At 71.9% G+C, this 19,470-nt stretch carries 16 protein-coding genes; 8 read left to right on the top strand and 8 right to left on the bottom strand.

Annotated elements, in window-relative coordinates; genetic code table 11:
* Positions 1–26: 26 nt before the first annotated feature.
* Positions 27–2,111 (top strand): ATP-dependent DNA helicase, encoded by a 2,085-nt coding sequence (locus B7K25_RS03625; protein ID WP_084104290.1) that lies wholly within the window; start codon positions 27–29, stop codon positions 2,109–2,111.
* Positions 2,112–2,144: 33 nt separating this feature from the next.
* The gene (locus tag B7K25_RS03620) at positions 2,145–2,369 is read left to right on the top strand and encodes a hypothetical protein (RefSeq protein ID WP_084104288.1); all 225 of its coding nucleotides are present in this window, start codon (positions 2,145–2,147) and stop codon (positions 2,367–2,369) included.
* Positions 2,370–2,451: 82 nt separating this feature from the next.
* Here the strand turns inward: B7K25_RS03620 and lexA are convergent, their stop codons facing one another.
* A complete protein-coding gene (lexA, locus tag B7K25_RS03615) occupies positions 2,452–3,168 on the bottom strand; it encodes a transcriptional repressor LexA (protein ID WP_200807828.1) in 717 nt (238 codons plus the stop codon).
* Between the two features lie 169 nt (positions 3,169–3,337).
* Between lexA and B7K25_RS03610 the strand changes: the two genes are divergently transcribed.
* Together B7K25_RS03610 and nrdR are read left to right on the top strand one after the other, a co-directional pair.
* On the top strand, positions 3,338–3,769 hold the full coding sequence (locus tag B7K25_RS03610) for a LysM peptidoglycan-binding domain-containing protein (RefSeq protein ID WP_159450096.1): 432 nt from the start codon (positions 3,338–3,340) through the stop codon (positions 3,767–3,769).
* Between the two features lie 490 nt (positions 3,770–4,259).
* Entirely contained in the window at positions 4,260–4,718 is a 459-nt protein-coding gene (gene nrdR, locus B7K25_RS03605) for a transcriptional regulator NrdR (protein WP_084104284.1), read from the top strand.
* Between the two features lie 311 nt (positions 4,719–5,029).
* On the opposite strand, the gene B7K25_RS03600 is transcribed toward nrdR, so the two are convergent.
* Both B7K25_RS03600 and serA read right to left on the bottom strand, forming a co-directional pair.
* Positions 5,030–7,084, bottom strand: coding sequence for a DEAD/DEAH box helicase (locus B7K25_RS03600; protein ID WP_084104282.1), 2,055 nt, complete (start codon positions 7,082–7,084; stop codon positions 5,030–5,032).
* Positions 7,085–7,167: 83 nt separating this feature from the next.
* Complete coding sequence (serA, locus tag B7K25_RS03595) at positions 7,168–8,364, bottom strand: phosphoglycerate dehydrogenase (RefSeq protein ID WP_371328275.1); 1,197 nt, start codon at positions 8,362–8,364, stop codon at positions 7,168–7,170.
* A 100-nt stretch (positions 8,365–8,464) separates the two neighbouring features.
* Between serA and B7K25_RS03590 the strand changes: the two genes are divergently transcribed.
* Positions 8,465–9,265 (top strand): hypothetical protein, encoded by an 801-nt coding sequence (locus tag B7K25_RS03590; RefSeq protein ID WP_144018822.1) that lies wholly within the window; start codon positions 8,465–8,467, stop codon positions 9,263–9,265.
* A 326-nt stretch (positions 9,266–9,591) separates the two neighbouring features.
* On the opposite strand, the gene B7K25_RS03585 is transcribed toward B7K25_RS03590, so the two are convergent.
* On the bottom strand, positions 9,592–11,802 hold the full coding sequence (locus B7K25_RS03585) for an AAA family ATPase (protein WP_144018821.1): 2,211 nt from the start codon (positions 11,800–11,802) through the stop codon (positions 9,592–9,594).
* 185 nt (positions 11,803–11,987) lie between these two features.
* Between B7K25_RS03585 and B7K25_RS03580 the strand changes: the two genes are divergently transcribed.
* Together B7K25_RS03580 and B7K25_RS03575 are read left to right on the top strand one after the other, a co-directional pair.
* Positions 11,988–12,911: a PAC2 family protein gene (locus B7K25_RS03580; RefSeq protein WP_084104274.1), complete on the top strand. Its 924-nt coding sequence runs from the start codon at positions 11,988–11,990 to the stop codon at positions 12,909–12,911.
* Positions 12,912–13,052: 141 nt separating this feature from the next.
* Positions 13,053–13,256, top strand: coding sequence for a cold-shock protein (locus tag B7K25_RS03575; RefSeq protein ID WP_084104272.1), 204 nt, complete (start codon positions 13,053–13,055; stop codon positions 13,254–13,256).
* A gap of 139 nt (positions 13,257–13,395) precedes the next feature.
* Here B7K25_RS03575 and B7K25_RS03570 read toward each other — a convergent pair whose 3' ends face one another.
* Positions 13,396–14,172 carry a spermidine synthase gene (locus tag B7K25_RS03570; RefSeq protein ID WP_084104270.1) on the bottom strand — a complete coding sequence of 259 codons (777 nt, stop codon included), beginning with the start codon at positions 14,170–14,172 and terminating at the stop codon, positions 13,396–13,398.
* Between the two features lie 91 nt (positions 14,173–14,263).
* On the opposite strand from B7K25_RS03570, the gene B7K25_RS03565 reads away from it, so the two are divergent.
* On the top strand, positions 14,264–14,653 hold the full coding sequence (locus B7K25_RS03565; protein ID WP_084104268.1) for a DUF3040 domain-containing protein: 390 nt from the start codon (positions 14,264–14,266) through the stop codon (positions 14,651–14,653).
* A 125-nt stretch (positions 14,654–14,778) separates the two neighbouring features.
* Here the strand turns inward: B7K25_RS03565 and B7K25_RS03560 are convergent, their stop codons facing one another.
* The 3 genes from B7K25_RS03560 to B7K25_RS03550 form a co-directional block, all read right to left on the bottom strand.
* Positions 14,779–16,956, bottom strand: coding sequence for a DUF3488 and transglutaminase-like domain-containing protein (locus B7K25_RS03560; protein WP_084104266.1), 2,178 nt, complete (start codon positions 16,954–16,956; stop codon positions 14,779–14,781).
* Entirely contained in the window at positions 16,953–18,254 is a 1,302-nt protein-coding gene (locus tag B7K25_RS03555; protein WP_084104264.1) for a DUF58 domain-containing protein, read from the bottom strand. The genes B7K25_RS03560 and B7K25_RS03555 overlap by 4 nt, the downstream gene beginning before the upstream one ends.
* A 69-nt stretch (positions 18,255–18,323) precedes the next feature.
* Positions 18,324–19,340, bottom strand: coding sequence for a MoxR family ATPase (locus B7K25_RS03550; RefSeq protein ID WP_084104262.1), 1,017 nt, complete (start codon positions 19,338–19,340; stop codon positions 18,324–18,326).
* Between the last annotated feature and the right edge of the window lie 130 nt (positions 19,341–19,470).

Raw genomic sequence — 19,470 nt, 5'->3', positions numbered from 1 at the left:
CGCTCGTGACGCCCCGGGGGACCTCTATGGGCGGCGACGCGAGCACAGGCGCAGGCGCCGCGCCGGACGCCACCTCCGCAGCGGCCTCGCCCGGCGAGGAGGCGACGGAGGGCGACACCCCAGCGCGCGCATCGGCGCTCCCCGGCGACGAGGCCGACGAGACCGAGGCGACTCGCCTGCTCGGCATCGCGGTGTCGGCGCTCGGCGGGGCCGAGCGCGAGGGCCAGACCGCCATGACCCGCGCCGTGGAGAGGGCGCTGTCGCACCGCGAGCACGCCCTCATCCAGGCGGGGACGGGCACCGGAAAGTCGCTCGCCTACCTGGTCCCGGCGGTGACCCATGCGGCGCGCCACGACGAGCGGGTGGTGGTCTCGACCGCGACGCTCGCACTGCAGCGCCAGGTCTTCACCAAGGACCTGCCGCGCGTGCTGGACGCCCTCGAGCCGGAGCTCGGCGGACGGCCCGACGTGGCGCTGTTCAAGGGGCGCGGCAACTACCTGTGCAGGCACAAGATGGCCGGCGGCTACGGCGAGCCGGACGACGACATGCTGCCCATCCAGGCAGGTCCGACGAGCGAGCTCGGCAAGGAGGTCGCACGGCTGCACGCCTGGGCCGAGGAGACCGAGACCGGCGACCGCGACGACCTCGTGCCGGGCGTCTCGCACCGGGCGTGGTCGCAGGTGAGCGTCACGGGCCGTGAGTGCCTCGAGTCGAAGTGCCCGATGCTCAAGGAGTGCTTCTCGCAGCGCGTGCGCGACCACGCCGCGCGGTCGAAGGTCGTCGTCACCAACCACGCGGTGCTGGGCGTGCAGGCCGCGAGCCACGACATGATCGGCGAGCACGCGGCGCTCATCGTCGACGAGGCGCACGAGCTCGTGTCCAGGATCACGTCGTCGGCGACGCACGAGCTGACCGTCCAGCGCATCGACCGCGCGGGCAGCGCCGCCCGCCGCGTGGGCGTGCTGTCCGACGACCTGGACCGTGCGGCGCGAGCCGTCGATGCCGCGCTCGGCGACTGCGAGCCCGGCCGCCTCCGGCTCGGCCTGCCCGAGGCGCTCGCCGAGGCCATCGACCTCACCCGCGCCGCCGCCCGCGCGATGGTGTCCGAGCTCCAGAAGCTGAGCAAGGACCAGGGCGAGGGAGGCAGGCCGGGGGAGAGCGCATCGGCGACCACCAAGGTCGCGCACGCCGCCGTGACCGAGGTGTTCGACGTGTGCGAGGAGCTGCTCGGGGAGCACGGCCGGTACGTCATCTGGCTGGCGCCTCCTGATGGCGACTACGAGTCGCGCCAGGCGGTGCGCATCGTCGCGGCGCCGCTCGATGTGGCGGGCCTGGTGCGCGAGCGCCTGATCCAGGACAAGGCGGCCGTGTTCACGTCGGCGACCCTCGCCCTAGGCGGCAACTTCGACTCGATGGCGCGCCACCTGGGGATCGACGACCCCGTCTCGATGGACGCCGGCAGCCCCTTCGACTACGGCAAGCAGGGCATCCTCTACGTCGCCAAGCACCTGCCCCGCCCGGGCGCCGGCGGCATCTCCGAGGAGGCCCTCGACGAGCTCGCGGAGCTCATCACCGCTGCGGGCGGCCGCACCCTGGGCCTGTTCTCGTCGCACCGTGCGGGCCAGGCCGCAGCCGAGGCGATGCGTGCGCGTCTCGACGTGCCCGTCTTGTACCAGCTCGATGACCAGCTGCCCACGCTCGTCGAGCGCTTCCGCGAGGACCCGCGCGCCTGCCTGTTCGGCTCCACGTCGCTGTGGCAGGGCATCGACGTGCCCGGGACCACGGCGCAGCTCGTGGTGATCGACCGGATCCCGTTCCCGCGTCCCGATGAGCCGATCGCGCAGGCCCGCACCGAAGCCGTCGCGCAGTCGGGCGGCAACGGCTTCATGGCCGTCTCGGCGACGCATGCCGCGCTGCTCATGGCACAGGGCGCCGGGCGGCTCATCCGCACCCACGGTGATCGGGGCGTCGTGGCCGTGCTCGACTCGCGGCTCGCGACCGCCCGCTACGGCGGATACCTCGCACGATCGATGCCGCCGCTGTGGGGCACGTCCGACCGCACCGTGGTCCTCGACGCGCTGCGCCGGCTCGACGCCGCGGCGGGGGACTAGGGCCTAGGCTGTGCTTCCAGAAGGAGACCCCACATGAGCGACACGACCGACGAGTACGCACGCGGCCAGCGCGAGGAGCGCGAGCGCTTCGCCGAGTACCTCGCGCACTTCGAGAAGGGCTCCCGGGAGCGCGCCGACGCGGCGACCACGGACGAGTCGCGGGTCTACCAGACCACGATCGCCAACGCGATGAAGGCGATGCGCGAGGCGATCAGGGGCGGGTTCCACTGGCAGGACGGCTGGCGCCAGGAGTCCTGACCGCCGCCCTGTCTCAGGGCACCGCGGCTGCCTCAGCAGCGCCGATGCGCGTGCTGGGCTGTGGCTGTGCTCGAGTCGCGCCTCAGACGCGACGCAGGACGGAGACGACCTTGCCCATGATGGACGCGTGGGTGCCGTCGATCGGCGTGTAGAGCGGGTTGTGCGGCATGAGCCACACCTGACCGTCCTTGTGGCGGAACGTCTTCACCGTGGCCTCGTCGTCGAGCAGCGCCGCGACGATGTCGCCGTTCTCCGCGGTGTTCTGGCGCCGCACCACGACCCAGTCGCCGTCGCAGATCGCGGCGTCGATCATCGAGTCTCCGGTGACGTTGAGCATGAACAGCTCACCGTCGCCCGTGAGCTGCTTGGGGAGGGCGAAGATGTCCTCCACGGCCTGGTCGGCGAGGACTGGGCCACCGGCGGCGATGCGGCCGACGAGCGGCACCATCGAGACGTCGTCGCGCTCGACCGGAGCCGCGGACGGCGACGATGCGGTGCTCGGCTCGGGGGCGGCCGTCTCCTGAGACTCCTCGCCGGGCAGAACGACCTCGATCGCGCGCGGGCGGTGCGGGTCGCGCCGCAGGTAGCCCTTGGTCTCGAGCGCCGACAGCTGGTGCTTGACCGATGAGGTGGAGGTGAGGCCCACCGCCTCGCCGATCTCGCGCATCGACGGGGGATAGCCACGCGACTCCACGGAGTCCCTGATGGTCTCGAGGATGCGCCGCTGACGGTCGGTCAGGCGCTCCCCAGGGGCGCTCGGGAACTGGTGGATGGTCGCGCCCTCGCTGCGCTCGCCCATGTCTCCTCCTGCATCGATGTCAGACCCCGGTGATGAGGTGTCTTCCATGACGGTAGGGCACTCGCGAGGCGAAATCAAACATATGTTCGAGCGAGTCTTGCGAGTGTCGCCGGTGGATGCTACAACTAGAACACGTGTTCGACGAACATATGTTCGAACGGAGGAAGAGATGACTGCCTACGCGATGACCTCGCCGATCGCCATCCATTGTGCACGCACCGCGCCCGTCCGGATGGTTGCCCCGGCGTCGACGCCGGCGCGCCGACCTCAGGCCGTGCGACCCGAGTCGGGGCGCGTCCGCATCTCCGCCATCCAGACGCCTGCCGCCCGCGCCCGCCGCCGCGGCATCGTCGTGGTCCTGCTCCTCGTGCTCGGCGCGTTCCTCGCCCCGCAGGCGATCGCGAACGCCGGCGACGAGGTCCCGCCGGTGCTCGACAGCTACACGGTGTCGTCAGGCGAGACCCTGTGGTCGATCGCCGCGAGCATCACCCCCGAGGGCGTGGACGTCCGCGACGTGGTCGCAGATATCCAGACCGTCAACGCGATGCAGGGCGCCTCGCTCCAGGCGGGCCAGCAGCTCCTGCTCCCCGAGGTCGGCTGATTCGCGAGGTCGTCTGACCCGCGAGCCCGTCTGGTCTCGCGAGCCCGGCTGACCCGCGCGTCGCCTGCCACTCCAGTTCCTTAGCGTTCAGATGGTGGCTGGCTGTCGGTTTCGCGAGGCGCGTGTCGCCCGATGGTGGCTGAGCGTCGGTTTCGCGAGGCGCGCTTAGCCTGTGCGCCCGTCTGACCCGCGAGCCCGGCTCACCCAAGGCGTGCCACCCCCGTTCGTTAGCGCACAGATGGTGGTGGGCTGTCGGTTTCGCGAGGCGCGCGTCACCTGATGGTGGCTCAGTGTCGGTCAACGAGGTGCGCTTGACCTGCGCGCCCGGCTGACCCGCGAGCCCGGCTCACCCATGGCGTGCCACCCCCGTTCGTTAGCGCACAGATGGTGGTGGGCTGTCGGTTTCGCGAGGCGCGCGTCACCTGATGGTGGCTCAGTGTCGCCAAACGACGCGGCCAGGGGCGCAGCGCGCGCGTGGCAGAGTAGTGCCATGCACTGCCCCTTCTGTCGCAACCCCGATTCGCGTGTGGTGGACTCCCGGACGGCCGACGATGGCCTTTCGATCCGCCGGCGGCGCGAGTGCCCCAACTGCGGCAAGCGGTTCACCACGGTCGAGAACGCGAGTCTCTCGGTCGTGAAGCGCAACGGAGTGGTCGAGTCCTTCAGCCGAGACAAGGTCATGTCCGGTGTGCGCAAGGCGTGCCAAGGCCGTCCCGTCAGCGACGACGACCTCGCACTGCTGGCGCACAAGGTCGAGGAGTCCATCCGCGCTTCGGGCCAGGCGGAGATCGACGCCACCGACATCGGCCTCGCGATCCTGCCTCCGCTGCGCGAGCTCGATGAGATCGCCTACCTCCGGTTCGCAAGCGTCTACCAGGCATTCGAGACGCTCGACGACTTCGAGTCCGCGATCTCGCGACTTCGCGCAGAGGACGCCGCGCGCGACTGAACGCGGCCGTTCGACGGTTGGTGCCGCTCACCCGACGCCCGAACACCATCAGGTGACACGGGTGGCGCCAAAGCGACAGCGAGCCACCATCGGGGCGCGACGACTCCGGGGGAGCGCACCTCGTGGCGTCCGGTGTCAGCGACGCTCAGGCACCATCGGGTGACACGCCTCGCTCAAACACGACAGTGAGCCACCATCACGGCGCCAAGGTACTGACGGCTAGCGGCCCGAGCCTTGCGGGGCGACACTGGGTGCGACAGGCGCTGTGACGCATCCGGCCAGGGAGACGTGCGCTCCGAGGCTCCCGGGGACTAGTGCTTCTTCTTGGGGCGCGGCTTGCCGCTGCGGCCGGTGGTCTTCTTGCCGGCCGACTTCTTCCCCGACGACTTCTTGCCGCCCGCCTTCTTCCCGCCGGAGCCCTTGGCGCCAGAAGCGCCGCGTCCCGGGTCGCCGTCGCTCCACGAACGCGAGCCGTCGTCGGCTGGGCGGCGCCGGTCATCGGCTGCTCCGCGCGGTGCGCGGTCGGCCCGTCGGTCGTCTCGCCCACCACGATCGTCGAAGCGCTTGCCCCGAGGCGCGCCAGCGCGCTCGTCGCTCCAAGTGCCTCGCGAACGCGAGCGCCCACCCGCGTCGCGACGCTGGCCCCGCTCGTCGTCGCGGTCCCAGCCACCGCTGCGGCGCTCGTCGCTCCAGCGACCCTGGTCGCGGCCACCCGAGCGTCGCCCGTCGCGCTCGCCCGAGTCGCGCCTGGAAGTGCGGTCGCCGTCCCAGCGGTCGTCTCCGCGTCGACCATCGCTGCGCCGGTCGCCCGACCGCGCGCGCCCGTCGCTGCTGCGTCGTTGGCCACGGCCGTCGTTTCGCGAGTTGCGCGTTCCGCCGGCGCGACCCTTGCCGCCTGCGTCGCGGCCGTCGCGGCCGCCACGCTCGTCGCCGTGCGAACGGCTGTCCCGTCGCGGCCGGGTCGCGGCCCGCTCGCGGTCAGCCATGTTCTGCTCGCGCAACGCCAGCTCGCGCTCGCGCTGCTCGATCGACTGCTCGCGGGCATCGAGCTCCGCCCGTGCGCGCGAGCTCACGTGCTGCGCGGAGGCGCGCGCTCCATCCGAGGACCGTGAATGCGTGGGACGTCGTCCCTGCTCCCCACGGGACGGCCTGTCGCGGCGGTCTCCGCGGTCACGAACGCGATCGCCGCGGCCTCCGCCACGACCACCGCGCTCGGGGCGACCGCCGGAGGGGCGAGGCTCGTCGACAGGGATGCCAGACGGCTCCTGGGCGCCAGTGAGCTCCTCGACGATGCGGAGGGAGTCCTCATCCTCGCCGCGCAGCTTGCGGAAGGTGGCGTCCACCCCGGCCATCTCGATGAGCCGGTCGACGCCCTTGCGCTGGTGGGGAAGCGCGAAGGTCACGACGAGGCCGTCCGCGCCGGCGCGAGCGGTGCGTCCGGCGCGATGCGTGTAGTCCTTGTGGTTGCTCGGCGGGTCCATCTGGAGCACGAGGTCGACGTGGTCGACGTGGATGCCTCGCGCCGCGACGTCGGTCGCTACGAGCACCGGGATCTGTCCGGCACGGAAGCCGGTGATCGCGAAGTTGCGGTCGTGCTGGGTCTTGTCGCCGTGAAGCGCGACCGCGAGCACGCCGGCGTCGCGCATCTCGCCCGCGATCCGGTCGCACGCGAGCTTCGAGCGCACGAAGACGATCGTGCGGCCCTCGCGAGCGACGATGCGCGTGGCGATCTGGTACTTGATGTGCGGCGGCACGTTGAGCACCACGTGGCGCAGCGTCGACGGGGCGTCGTCGCCCTCGGTGACGTCGTGCAGGACGGGGTCCTCCATGTACGCGGAGACGAGGCGGTCGACGTCACCGTCGAGCGTCGCGGAGAACAGCAGCCGCTGGCCGCCCGCGGGCACACCCGCGAGGATCTCCTCGATCTCGTCCATGAACCCCATGTCCGCCATGTGGTCGGCCTCGTCGAGGACGACGAGCTCCGCCTCGGACAGGTCCGCATGGCCGCGGCGCACGAGGTCGGCCAGGCGACCCGGGGTCGCGACGAGCAGGTGCACGCCGCGCTCGAGCGAGCGCACCTGCTTGGACATCGACAGCCCGCCGGCGACTAGGCGCAGCGACACCTGCATGGCGTGGGCGAAGGGCTCGAGCGCGTCGTTGACCTGCATCGCGAGCTCGCGCGTCGGCACGAGCACGATGGCGCGGGGACGCCCCGGCTCCGCCCGACCCGTCTGAGCGAGCCGAGCGATCGCGGGAAGGCCGAAGCCGAGCGTCTTCCCCGACCCCGTGCGGGCCTTGCCGAGCACGTCCCTGCCAGCCAACGCATCGGCGATGGTGGCGGACTGGATGGGGAAGGCCGTGACCATCCCCGCGGCCTCGAGGGCCTCGACGAGCGTGTCGGGCAGACCGAGCTCGCGGAACGGGACGGTCGCGGGCTCGGTCGCGGAGGCTATGAGAGCACCCGCAGACGAACGGTTCCCGGCATCGCGCCGAGCGCGGCGACCGAGTCCTCGGTGAGGCCGGCGGCGATGTCCGTCACCACGTAGCCGAGCTCGCCGCGCGTGCCGAGGAGCTGGCCCTCGATGTTGACCTCGTGCTCCGCGAACACGCGGTTCACGGCGGCGAGGACACCCGGGATGTTCTCGTGCAGGTGCGCGATGCGGTGCGACCCCTGCGGCTGGTCGAGCTGCAGGTTCGGGAGGTTGACGCTCAGCGACGTCGAGCCCTTCTGGACGTAGTCGCGCAGACGCGTCGCGACGAAGATGCCGATGTCGCGCTGCGCCTCCTCGGTCGAGCCGCCGATGTGCGGCGTGAGGATCACGTTCGGGGTGTTCTGCAGCGGCGAGACGAAGGGGTCACCCTTCTTCTTGGGCTCCTCGGGGAACACGTCGATGGCCGCGCCGCCGATCGCGCCCGACTCGAGCCCGTCCTTGAGCGCGTCGACGTCGACGATGAAGCCGCGCGACAGGTTGAGGAACAGGGCGCCGTGCTTCATCGCCTCGAACTGGGCGCGGCCGAAGAAGCCCTGGTTGCCAGAGCGGCCGTCCACGTGGAGCGTGACGATGTCGGCGGCCTCGAGCAGCGACTCAAGGGTGGGCATGCGCGTGGCGTTGCCGAGCGCGAGCTTCTCCGCGTTGTCGTAGAAGATGACGTTCATGCCGAGCGCCTCGGCGACGACCGACAGCTGCGAGCCGATGTTGCCGTAGCCGACGATGCCGAGCGTGCGGCTGCGGATCTCGTGCGCGCCCTCGGCCGACTTGTTCCACACGCCCTCGTGCATCAGTCGGTTGTGGACCTGCAGGCGCCGGGTGAGGGAGATCATCTCCGCGACGGCCATCTCGACCACCGAGCGGGTGTTCGAGAAGGGCGCGTTGAAGGCGGCGATGCCGCGCTTCGCCGCGGCGGCGAGATCGATCTGATTGGTGCCGATCGAGAACGCTCCGACCGCGATGAGCGACGAGCTCGCCTCCATGACGCGGTCCGTGAGCATCGTCTTGGACCGGATGCCGAGCAGCTCGACGCCGTCGAGGGCCTCGATCAGCTCGTCCTCGTCCATGGCGCCGCCGTGGTTCTCGACGGAGATGCCGGCGGCCTCGAGGATCTCGGTGGCCTGGGGAGCAAGGTTCTCTAGGAAAAGTGCGCGCACGGCGCACAGTCTCTCGCACTCGGGGCGGTGTCACCAACTCCACGGCTCGCGCGTGCCCATCGCGCACGCGCGCCTGCCGAGCCGTGGCAGGCTTGCGCCCATGAGATCCGCGGGTCGCCTGCTGGGGATCGTGGCGCTGGGAGCGGCCGCGATCCTCGCGGTCGCGTGGGTCACGGACTTCGAGTGGGGGTCGCTGGGGCGTTTCGGCGAGCCGCGCAACGTGCTCGTCGTCGAGGGGGAGCAGATCCGCATCCCCGAGCCTCCCGGCGACCCGTCGCGGCTCGTGCCTGCGGTTCCCGTCACGACTGACGGCGCGTACGCGTTCATGTTCGAGGAGGACGGTCAGGGCCCCACGCGCTACGACCCGTGCCAGCCGCTGCGGTGGGTGCTCAACCCCGACGGCATGCCGGAGGGCGCGGAGGAGATGGTCCACCTCGCGGTCGCCGACGTGTCCGAGCACACCGGCCTGGTGTTCCGTGACGAGGGGCGCACCGACGAGGTCGCGAGCTTCGACCGGGACCTCTTCCAGGAGCGTTATGGCGACGACTTCGCGCCGATCGTGGTCGGCTGGTCGACGGCAGCGGAGACGCCGGAGCTCACGGGCGCGGTGACTGGGCTCGGCGGATCGAGCTCGGTGAACGGCGCCTACGGCGAGCAGAGGTACCTCGCGGCGGGCGTGATGATCCTCGACGCTCCCGACATGACGGAGCTGATGGAGACCGACCGCGGCGCCGACCTCGCGACGGCCGTGATCAAGCACGAGCTCGCTCACGTGGTGGGCCTCGCGCACGTCGACGATCCGACCGAGCTGATGAACGCGGAGAACCGCATGCTCACCGACTGGGGGCCCGGCGATCTCGCAGGTCTGGCCATCGTCGGCAACGGCCCTTGCCAGGAGTGATCAGACCCTCGCCAGGAGTGAGCAGACCCTTGCCAGGAGTGACGGTTTCTCGACGCGCGACCTGACAGTCTGAACCAACGCGCGCGCCGACACCCCGAGCGCGTCGCCTCGGCGAGGGCCACTCCCCGGCGTGTCCGCGCAAGCTTGGTTCAGACTGTCAGGGAGGACGGCGGAGGAGCGTCCTGTTCTGCAGTCAGAACGGCACCCCCACCCGGAGCAGCGCCGATGCGCTGGCTGGCCCGCTCTCTCCGGCTCGGCTCACTCGAGACCTGGGTTCAGCCGACCCCTCGGCTCAGCCGAGCCGTGAACTCAGCCGAGCCCCTGTGTCAGCCGAGCCCCTGGGGCAGCGGTTCTGCGTGGACGATCTCGAGGCGTCGGGTGGGTCGGGTCAGCGCGACGTAGAGGTCGCCTGCGCGCGCATCGGCGATCGCGGCCGGCTCGACCACGATCGCGACGTCGAACTCGAGTCCCTTGGTCTCGCGTGCGGAGTGCACCTCGACCGTGGTCCCCTCGACGTCCGAGGCGCCGATCGTCGCGCGAGCCTGCGCCACCATCGCGTCGGGCACGATGACCGCGACCAGCCCGCCCTCGCCGTCCGCCATGTCGGACGCGTGGCGCGCGGCCACGGCGGCGGCGGACGCCACCAGCTCGCGCGACTCGACCCGCGAGACGGCCACGGCGTCGTCGAGCTCGCGCGCGGCGCGCAGCTCGCTGACGGGCAGGCGCGCCGCGGTCGCGAACGCCTGCGCGGCCTCGGCGACGGCGGCGGGGATGCGGTACGAGATGGTGAGCTCGCGCTGCGTCCAGGACTGGCCGAACACCGGGTCCATCGCCTCGGGCCACCAGCGGGTGCCGGCGGGCGAGGCGACCTGGGCGACGTCGCCGACGATCGTGAACGACCGCGTGGGGCAGCGGCGCAGCAGCATGCGCCACGCCATGGGCGACAGCTCCTGGGCCTCGTCGACCACGACGTGGCCGTAGGTCCAGGTACGGTCGCGGATCGCGCGCTCGGCGACCGACAGGCGCGACTCGCCGCCCTTCATGCGGGCGGCGAGGGACTCTGCCGAGACCATCCCGTCGCCGCCGAACGTGTCGAGCACGTCCTGGGCGTAGGCGAGCTCCTCCTCGGTCGCCTCGGAGGACGACGAGCGGGGAGCGTCGCCGGGCATGTCGCCCAGCAGCTCCGCCGCCTCGTCCAAGAGCGGGATGTCCGCCTCGGTGAAGGGCGCCGATGCGGGGCGCAGCAGCAGGTCGCGCTCGCGGCGCGGCATGGACGCCGCGGCGTGGTCGAGCAGGTGCGCCTTGGAGAACAGGTCCCGCAGCAGCTGCGCGGGCGACACCGGCAGCCAGCACAGGTTGAGGGCGATCTTGATGGTCTTGTTGTCGCGGACGTCGCGCTCGAGCTCCATGCGGTCGTCGGCGTCGCCCAGCCCGTCGAGCTGCTCCATGAGCTGCGTGGTGAGCCGGGAGATCATCTCCTTGGCGAACGTCGCGCGCGCCTGGTTGTGCGGCTTGCCCTCGCGCCTGGCCTTCGCCTGGGCGTCCTTGATGTCCGAGCGGCGGATCACGACCGTGCGGCCGTCGACGCGGATCTCCTGGTCGCGGCGCGGCGCACGCTGGCGCTCGCGGACCGCGGAGGCGATGACGGCGGCCATGTCGGTGCGGCCCTTGATGGAGGCGACGGCGTCGGCCTCCTCGCCGGTGATGCGCACGCCCTGGACGAGTCCCGCTAGAGTGGTCGACACCGCGCCGGTCTCGCCGAGGGACGGCAGCACGTGATCGATGTAGCGCAGGAAGTCGCGCGAGGGGCCGATGAGCAGCACTCCGCGCCGCTCGAGCTGCTCGCGGTGGTGGTAGAGCAGGAACGCGGCGCGGTGCAGCGCCACGGCGGTCTTGCCGGTGCCGGGACCTCCCTGGACCACGAGCGCGCCGGTCATGGGGGCGCGGATCACGTCGTCCTGCTCGGCCTGGATGGTCGCGACGATGTCGCCCATGCGCCCGGTGCGGCGCGCGCCGAGAGCCGCGAGCAGCGCGCCCTCGCCCGCGAGACCCTCGTCGAGCCCGGCCTCGCGCAGGCGCTCGACGTCGAGCACGTCGTCCTCGACCGCGACGACCGTGCGGCCGCGGGTGGTGAGGTGGCGGCGGTTGACCACGCCGCCGGGGTTCGCGGCGGTCGCCGAGTAGAACGCCTGGGCCGCGGGCGCGCGCCAGTCGGTCAGCAGCGGGGCGTGCTCCGCGTCGGACAGCCCGATGCGCCCGACGTAGAAGCGCTCGCCGTCGCTCATGTCGAGGCGGCCGAAGCACAGCCGGTCCTCGACCGCGTCGAGCTGCATGATGCGGTCCTCGTACAACGTCGCGAACGCGTCGCGTTCGGAGCGGTTCTGCGGCGAGCCGGACGGTCCCTCCCGTCGCACCTCGCCGAGGCGGCGCGCCGCCTCGTCCCTCAGCTCATCGAGTCGCGAGTACAGCCCGTCTACGACGTGCTGCTCGGCATCCAGGCCACGGCGCTCGGCGGCCAGGGTGCGGTCGTCATGCATCGGCATACCCTTCGATGCCCCGGTGTTGTCCTGTTCGAGGCAGTCCTCCATTATCCCCGTGACCCCGCCCGAAAGCCACCACCTGTGACCAGGCCGACGTGCGCATCGGCCCGTATTTCGCGCTCAGCGTGACGGGCCTGGCAGGACCGGGGAAGGGAGTGGACGCGTGAGACGATGAGGAGATCATGGACACACCACTCGTGAGCTGGAACGCCGAAGGCGTGGAGGCGTGGGCCGCGGTCGCGCCCAAGGAGGGCGCGGTGCTGATGCAGTCGCTGCGCGGCTTCATCGACGCCGGACGCGCGGGCCTGCTCGTGGCGCAGCACATCCTCGACGAGGGTGAGCCGGTGCGCGTCGCGACGTTCGACATCGACCAGCTGCTCGACTATCGGTCCCGCCGCCCCGAGATGACGTTCTCGGTCAACGAGTGGACCGACTACGACGAGCCGCACCTCGACCTGGACCTCGTGAGCGACGCCGACGGCACCCCGTTCCTGCTGCTGCACGGGTTCGAGCCCGACATCCGCTGGGAGGCGTACATCCGCGCCGTGCGCTCGATCGTGGACCGCATGGGCATCGGCCTCACGCTCGGCACGCACGGGATCCCCATGGCCGCGCCGCACACCCGACCCCTGACCGCGACCATCCACGGCACGGCCCAGGAGCTGCTCCCGGACTCGCCGAGCCTGTTCGGCACGGTGACGGTCCCGGCCAGCGCGCAGAACCTCATGGAGTACCGCTTCGGCCAGTGGGGCCTGCCCGCGATCAACGTCGCGGTGCACGTGCCGCACTACCTCGCGCAGTCGCCGTACCCGCAGGCAGCGCAGAAGGCGATGGAGGAGATCGAGGCCATCTCCGGCCTTGCGCTGTCGACCGACGCGCTCGACGACGAGGCTGCGCGCGCCCAGGAGGAGATCACCCGACAGGCCGCGGAGAGCGACGAGGTGCAGGCCCTGGTGGCCCAGCTGGAGGAGCAGTACGACGCGTTCGTGGAGCAGCGCGAGTCCGGCATGGGCGTCGAAGGACCCCTCCCTTCGGCCGAGGAGCTGGGGGCCGAATTCGAGAGATTCCTGCAACAACAGCGAGGAGACTCTCCCCCTGGGCCCTAAAACGTGCCACACTTGACCTGGTTGCAGATACGTAGTGTGCACGAACCGGCCAGCATCGGCCCGGGACCAAAGCATTGCGGCGACAAGCGAGGCACGGTGTCTCGCTTCCCGTCACCCGGGCAGTAACGATAGGAAACATGCATGGCACAGGGTTCTGTGAAGTGGTTCAACGCTGAGAAGGGCTACGGCTTCATCGCGCAGGACGGCGGCGGCGCCGACGTCTTCGTCCACTACTCGGCGATCCAGTCCGACGGCTACAAGTCCCTCGAGGAGGCGCAGCGCGTCGAGTTCGAGGTCACCGAGGGCCCCAAGGGTCCCCAGGCGGAGGCAGTTCGCCCCCTCTGAGCCACTTAGGCTTCGATCAGGAGGCCGTCACCCCGTTCGCGGGGTGGCGGCCTCTTGGCATGTCGGGCCGCTGTCTTCCCGGGGATGGCAGGACAGGGCGGTGGAGTGCAGAGGGCCGATGCGCTCGCGGGTGTCCCTGTCAGCTCGGCCAGTCGGGGGTCACGCTGGTGGGCAGCGGCGCGGACGCGGCGTACCGCCGCAGCGCGGCGACGTCGACGGAGTCGCCGGCGACCAGCACCGCGTTGCCGCGGCGCCGCCCCTTGAGCACCGCGCCCTCGCCGACGGCGACGACGCCGGGGAACACGGATCGCGCCGCGAGGGCGTCGGGCCGATGCGTCGCGTGGCCGGGGACGGTCTTGACGTTCGCGACCACGAGGCCGCCGGGCCTCAGCACACGCCTGGCATGGCCCCACCACGCCTCGTCGGCGAGCGTGGGCGGCGTCGCGTCGCACGCGAACGCGTCGCGCAGGATGAGGTCGAGCGAGTCGTCGTGGCGCTCGGCGACGGCCGCGAGCCCGTCCTGAGCCCGCACCCGCAGCTGCGGCGAGCGCGGCAGGTCCCACCACGAGCGCGCGAGCTCCGGCAGCGTCGCGTCGACGTCGACCGCGATGTGACGCGAGTCGGGGTAGGCGTGGGAGAGGTGGCGCGCCATCGTGCACACGCCAGCACCCACGTGGAGGGCGAGCATTCGCTCGGGCGGCCCCCACGCTCGGATCGCCGCTGCGAAGTGGCGCATGTACTCGAAGTCGAGGACCTCCGGATCGGCGCGCATCGAGGAGCTGGGAACATCATTGACCCATACGGTCGTTGACCCATCTGGATCGTCGGTGAGCCTCACGGTTCCCGTGGCGATCGGGAGGTCGGTGTCCCGCGGGACGGCCGTCGCGATGGGCGCGGCGGCGGTGCGTCGGGCCACGTTCAGCCTCCTGGTCGATCCGGGTAGTACTTGACGGTCACTTGGAACTAGACTACGAACATTCGCCGGACGCGTTGAGAGGGAGGTCGCCATGCCGCTGTCGGAGTATGAGCAGCGCGTGCTGGACCAGCTCGAGCAGGATCTTGGGCAGGACACCTCGCTTCACCGCGCCATGTCGCGCGGCCCCCGCACCCCCGGACGCGTCATCGGCGCGATCGCCGGTGTGGTCGTCGGCCTCACCATCGTGGTCGTCGGCGTCATGACCCAGCTGCCCGTCCTCGGCATCTTCGGCTTCGCCATCATGGTGGGAGTCGCGCTGTGGGCGCTGCTCGCTCCCCGCAAGAAGGGCGTGCCGGCCTCGGCGGAGGCGCCCGCGACGTCGCGTGGCTCCTCCAAGCCGCGACCCGCGAAGCAGAGCAAGCCCTTCATGCAGCGCATGGAGGAGCGGTTCGAGCGCCGCCGCGAGAACGGCGACTTCTGACCCTCGCCTGAGGAGCGCGGCCCCTTCGGTGGCCCTGCGTCGCCCTCGGCCGTGCTCGGTGCGCGTCCACCACGAGTCCGCGACGCGCGAGTAAACCCAACTCCGGACGCGGAGCTCCCCACGTCCTAGCGAGCGGAGGCCCGCTCCGCGCGCTCAGCCTCCCGGGCCTCGCCCACGACGTCGGCGGCCCACGTGCGCAGCGTCTCGAGCTCGACGTCGCTGCCGTGCGGCGCGTAGCGAGCGTCCGCGACCGCGTTCGCGAGGCGCGTCAACGACTCCCGAGAGCCTCCCGATAGCCCGTCGCCCATGACACGCATGCCCGCCTCCACGTGCTCCGCGGCCTCGTGCGGAGTGAGGGCCGCGGGCCAGCGCATCGGCTCGGGGAGCTCCTCGCGCATCCGCTCCCAGACCTGCTCGGCGTCGCGGGCCGCGGCGCGGTGAGTGCCGCGCCGGCGTAGCAGCCACCAGGCGCCGAGCCCGGCGCCGATGAGCGCGAGCGCGATCGAGATGGGCACCCACAGGGGCAGCGGGGACTCCTGCGCCGCCCCGCCGGTGGGCGTCTGCTGCTCCGGCACCGGCAGCGGCTGCTGGGATGGCACGGGCCCCGGCGGCACGTTCTGGCCGCTCAGCACGTCCTCCGGCACGGGGGCCGCGTTCGCGCCGGGATCCGCGTACTCGGGCGGCGCTCCCGTCTGGACCGCGGGCGTCGGCTCGAAGCGCACCCACCCGGCGTCCGGGAACCACAGCTCGGGCCACGCGTGGGCGTCGCCGCCCTGGACGACGAAGGTGTCGGCCGCCGTCGCCGAGCCGCCGAGGAAGCCCACCGCCATGCGCGCGGGGATGTCGATCGACCGGGCCATCGCGACCATGGTCGTGGCGAACTGCACGCAGTAGCCCACACGATCGTCGAGGAAGGTCGACACCGCGTCCCCGCCGGAAGGGCTCACCGAGGTGTCGTACGTGAACTGGGTCGTGTCGCGCAGGTACTGCTGGATGGCGAGCGCCTGGTCGTAGCGAGACTCGGCCTCCGAGGTGAGCTGGGAGGTGAGGTCGCGCACGCGGCCCTCGTCGATCGCGGGGGAGAGGTCGACGTAGCGCGGGTCGGACGGGTCCTCGCCGGCGTCGATGGCGGCCTGGTTGTCCCGTAGCGCCCGCGCGGACGTGTACTGGAGGTTGGTGACGACCGAGTACTGGGTCTCGCGCGCGGTCACGCCGTCGCCCACGACCTCGTCGCGCTCGCGGTCGTAGAACCACGGGCCATCGATGTCGAGGGTGCGCGGGGAGGGAGGCAGCGGCAGGTTGGTCTCCGCGAGCCCCAGCACCTGGACGTCGATGCGCTGACGGGTGCCCTCGTCCCAGTCCGGAACGGGCGCCGGCCACAGGAGGCCCGAGCTCGCGGAGATCCCCGGGATCTCGGTGTCCTCCCGCGACCACTGGACGCCGTCGAAGTCGGTCAGCGCGTACAGGCGGAACGCGTCGGGCTGGCGGCCCTGCGTCGTGTACGCGATCACCGGCGTGGTCGAGTTGGTGGTGAGAGACGTGCGCAGGTCGAGCGCGAGGTTGAGCCTGGTGGCGGTCTCGAGCGAGGCGGGGGCGTCGATGCGCGGGATCATCCCCCAGCCGAGTCCACCCATCGCCGTGGGCACCACGAGGACCGCGATGCCCATGGTCGCGGCCGTCGCGGCGAGCGCGCTCGCGACGGCGGGCCGGCGGTCGCCCGAGGCGGAGCGGCGCGCGATCGCGAGCACGAGCAGCCAGCACACGATCGCTCCGAGCAGCGCCGCGGTCGACACCCGGTGCTGGAAGATGACGGCAGGCAGCCACGGCAGCAGCAGGAGCAGCCCCGCGCTCGCGGCCGTGCGCCACGACACCGCCAGGTGCTCCGCGACGAGGAACAGGGCGACGGTGGCCGCCGTGATCAGCGCCGTGAGCGGCAGCGCCTCGGGCGCTGGGGCCACGGTGTCGGCGGCGTACTCGACTCCGCCACGGATCGCCACGCCCAGGTCGGCGAGGGCGCCGGGCGTCGGCAGCAGGTGGACGCTGCCATCCTCGCGGCGCGCGAACATCGGGACGAGCACCACGGTGGTGGCGAGCGCGGCGATGACGGTGGGGAGCACGCGCGAGCGCGACAGCAGCCGGGTGATGACGAGCGCGGCCGTCGCGACCAGCAGAGCGGTCGCGACCGTGCGCATCCAGGGGCCCATGACGAGCATGGTCGACAGTCCGTACAGCCCCAGGAAGGTGGCGACGGCGATGAGTGGCGTCGCCATCCACGGCGAGCGCGACGACGTCGCGGCGCTCACGAGATGTCTCCCGCGGTCAGCATGCGCGTCCACAGCGCCTCGAGATCGTCGGCGGCGGTCACGGTGGTCGCGCGCCATCCCGACCGGCGCAGCGCGCGCACCGTCGCGCGGGCCTCCTCCTCGAGGTACTCGTCCGAGCGCACCAGCGCCCACGCGCGGCCCGTGTCGCCCAGCGGGGACAGGGCGTCGAGCGCCTCCTTCTCGAGCGGATCGACCACCGCCACGGTCACCTCGCCCTGCGTCGCGTCCTCCGCGGTGAGGGACGCCGCGCGCACCAAGGCGTCGGTCGCCGCACCGCGGGACACGGGTGCACGCAGGTCGATCGTCTGGTTGAGGAGGTCGACGCGGGCGGCGGCGGAGCCGCGGTCGCCCAGGTGGCGGATGGCCGCCGGGTCGAGTCCCGCGCCCACCATGCGCACCGGGTGGCCCGAGTCGAGGACGGACAGCGCGATCGACGCGGCGGCGGAGATGCCCCATTCGAGGGCCTTGGGGTCGCGGGGCGGGTCGAGGATCACGGAGGCCGGGCGGCGGCCGGCGCGCTCGTCCGAGCGCACGAGCATGGTGCCGCGCCGTGCCGAGCTGGCCCAGTGCACGCGTCGAAGGTCGTCGCCCTCGCGGTAGTCCCGCAGGGATGCGTCGTCCGGTGACGGAGTGCGGGCACCCAGGACGATGCGGTCGGCATGGCCCATGAGCGCCCCCGCCGTGGCCGAGAGGTCGACCACGGCTGGCCACACCGGCACCAGCTGGGGCTCGCCGACGGGCGTGTTGGCGAGGAACATGCCGAACGGGTCTGAGCTGTGCACGAGCGAGGGCCCGAGGGGCCAGCGGCCGCGACGCACCGGATGCACCGCGTAGGACAGCTCGAGCCTGCCGGGCTCGCGACGCACTGTCGCCTTGGTGCCCATGCCGCCGGTGAGCTCCGCCGATGCCTGCTCGCGGATGTCGAGGTGCTCGGCGAGCGAGCGGCGCAGGCGGTGGCGCGCACGGGAGCGCGCGGCCTCGATGGTGACGGTGACGGTGCCCGAGCGCCCCGCGGTGAGCGGGTGGGGGCTCACCTGCCGGCGAGCCAGCGGGAAGGTCCTGAGGAACGAGTCGACGGCGAGCAGCACCCAGATCCAGGCGACCGCCACGGCGCACGTCATGGCCACCCCGATGTGGACGAGGATGGGCGTCGACAGGCCGACGCCGAGGGCGGCGATGACGACTCCGCTGGCGAGCATGCCGGTGCCGCGACTGGTCATCTCCGCTCGCGGGCGCCTCCTGCGGGCGCCGCTCGGCTTCGCGTTCCCCGTCGTCATGCTCGAGCCCCTCGCCTCCTCACAGTTGTGTCCTCGTCACCCGCGCACCCACGTCGCGTCGTGCGCGGCTCAGGTCGCCCGCACGACGGCGGCCTCGCGCGCCGGGGCGGTGTCGCGGGCGGCGCTCGGCACGGCCGTCGCGGTGACGACCTCCCGGATGATCTGCGCGGCAGTGCGCCCCGACAGTCGCGCCTCGGTGCTGACGATGAGGCGGTGGGCGAGCACCGGCACGGCGAGCGCCTTCACGTCGTCCGGCAGCACGTGGTTGCGGGCCGCCATCGCGGCGCGCGCCTTCGCGGCGGCGAGCAGCTGCAGCGAGGCGCGCGGCGAGGCGCCCAGGCGCAGCCCCGGGTCCTGTCGCGTGGCGCTCACGAGGTCGACGATGTACTGCTTGATCGCGGGCGCGGCGTAGATGCGACGCGCGACGCCGATGGCGTCGACCAGCGCCTGGGCGTCCGCGACCGGCCTGACCTCGGCGAGCGGGTCGTGGCCGTCGTGGGAGTCGAGCATGGCCATCTCCGCGCGGGCCTCGGGATAGCCGACGGACACCTGTGCCATGAAGCGGTCGCGCTGCGCCTCGGGCAGCGGGTAGGTGCCCTCCATCTCGACGGGGTTCTGGGTCGCGACCACGAGGAACGGCGACGGCAGCGGCCGGGTCTCCCCGTCGACGGTCACCGCCCGCTCCTGCATGGACTCGAGCAGCGCGGCCTGCGTCTTGGGCGAGGCGCGGTTGATCTCGTCCGCGATCACGACGTTGGCGAAGATCGGGCCGCGCCGGAACTCGAAGCGGTGGTCGTCAGCGCGGAAGATGCTCACGCCGGTGACGTCGGATGGCAGCAGGTCGGGGGTGAACTGGATGCGCCCGACGGTGCAGTCGATGCTCGCCGCGAAGGCTCGCGCGAGCGTGGTCTTGCCGACGCCGGGCACGTCCTCCATCAGCAGGTGGCCCTGAGCGAGCGCGGTCGCGAGCGTCGCGGAGATGGCCTGGTCGAGCCCTGAGAGCACCGTGGAGATCTCCTCGCGGATGCGTGAGGTGACCTCGGCGACGTCGCTCAGCTCGGCGTCGGTGGGCAGGGGATTCGACATGAACGCTCCTTTGCAGCCTTTCCCCGAGCCTAGGCGAAAGCTCGCGGCTGCGGTACGCCCAGACGCGCCGATGCACTCTCGACTCAGAGATTTCCCTCCACCTTCCTCCACCGCTGATTACCTGCATGTT

Source organism: Demequina sp. NBRC 110056 (assembly GCF_002090155.1).
Taxonomy (GTDB): Bacteria; Actinomycetota; Actinomycetes; order Actinomycetales; family Demequinaceae; genus Demequina.
This window is presented reverse-complemented; position numbering and strand designations above follow the sequence as displayed.